At 68.5% G+C, this 429-nt stretch carries 1 protein-coding gene; it reads right to left on the bottom strand.

From position 1 onward, the window contains the following. Positions 1-291 (bottom strand): maleylpyruvate isomerase family mycothiol-dependent enzyme (locus tag GV790_RS29020; protein WP_175586034.1); only part of this gene is annotated, 291 nt, incomplete at its 3' end. Positions 292-429: the final 138 nt, after the last annotated feature.

A 429-nucleotide genomic window follows, 5' to 3' on the forward strand; every position in this document is an offset into this window, starting at 1 on the left:
ATGTCCGGAAGCCGCGGTGGTGCTCGTGACGACCGCGCGGAAGCGCTCGAGGGTTTCGGCCGGCGTTGTGCCGCGATGCTCAGCCAGGCGCCGGGCATTGTGCAGATCGAAGTCGAAGCGGGCGCCGAGTACGCTCAGCAGCCAACGCACCCTGCCGATGCTCGCCGCCGCGGTGAGATGGGCGACGACCTCTTCGACCGTCCACTCGCCGCACAGCGACTGCCGCGCCCACCGCGCTTCGTCCAGTCCGGCGAGATCGTCGGCCAATGCCGCGCGTTCGGTATGGGTCATCTCCCAGAGTTGTTCGCGGGATACGAGCTTCGACACCGTCTTCCTTTCTCGATCAGGCGTCGGATCTGTGCTCCGGCGCCGCCCTCCTCGCCTGCCGGACAGTAGGCGCGCCGCAGGCTGGGCTTCGGAGGTGCAGAC

This window comes from Nocardia cyriacigeorgica (assembly GCF_010858045.1).
GTDB classification, from domain to species: domain Bacteria; phylum Actinomycetota; class Actinomycetes; order Mycobacteriales; family Mycobacteriaceae; genus Nocardia; species Nocardia cyriacigeorgica_E.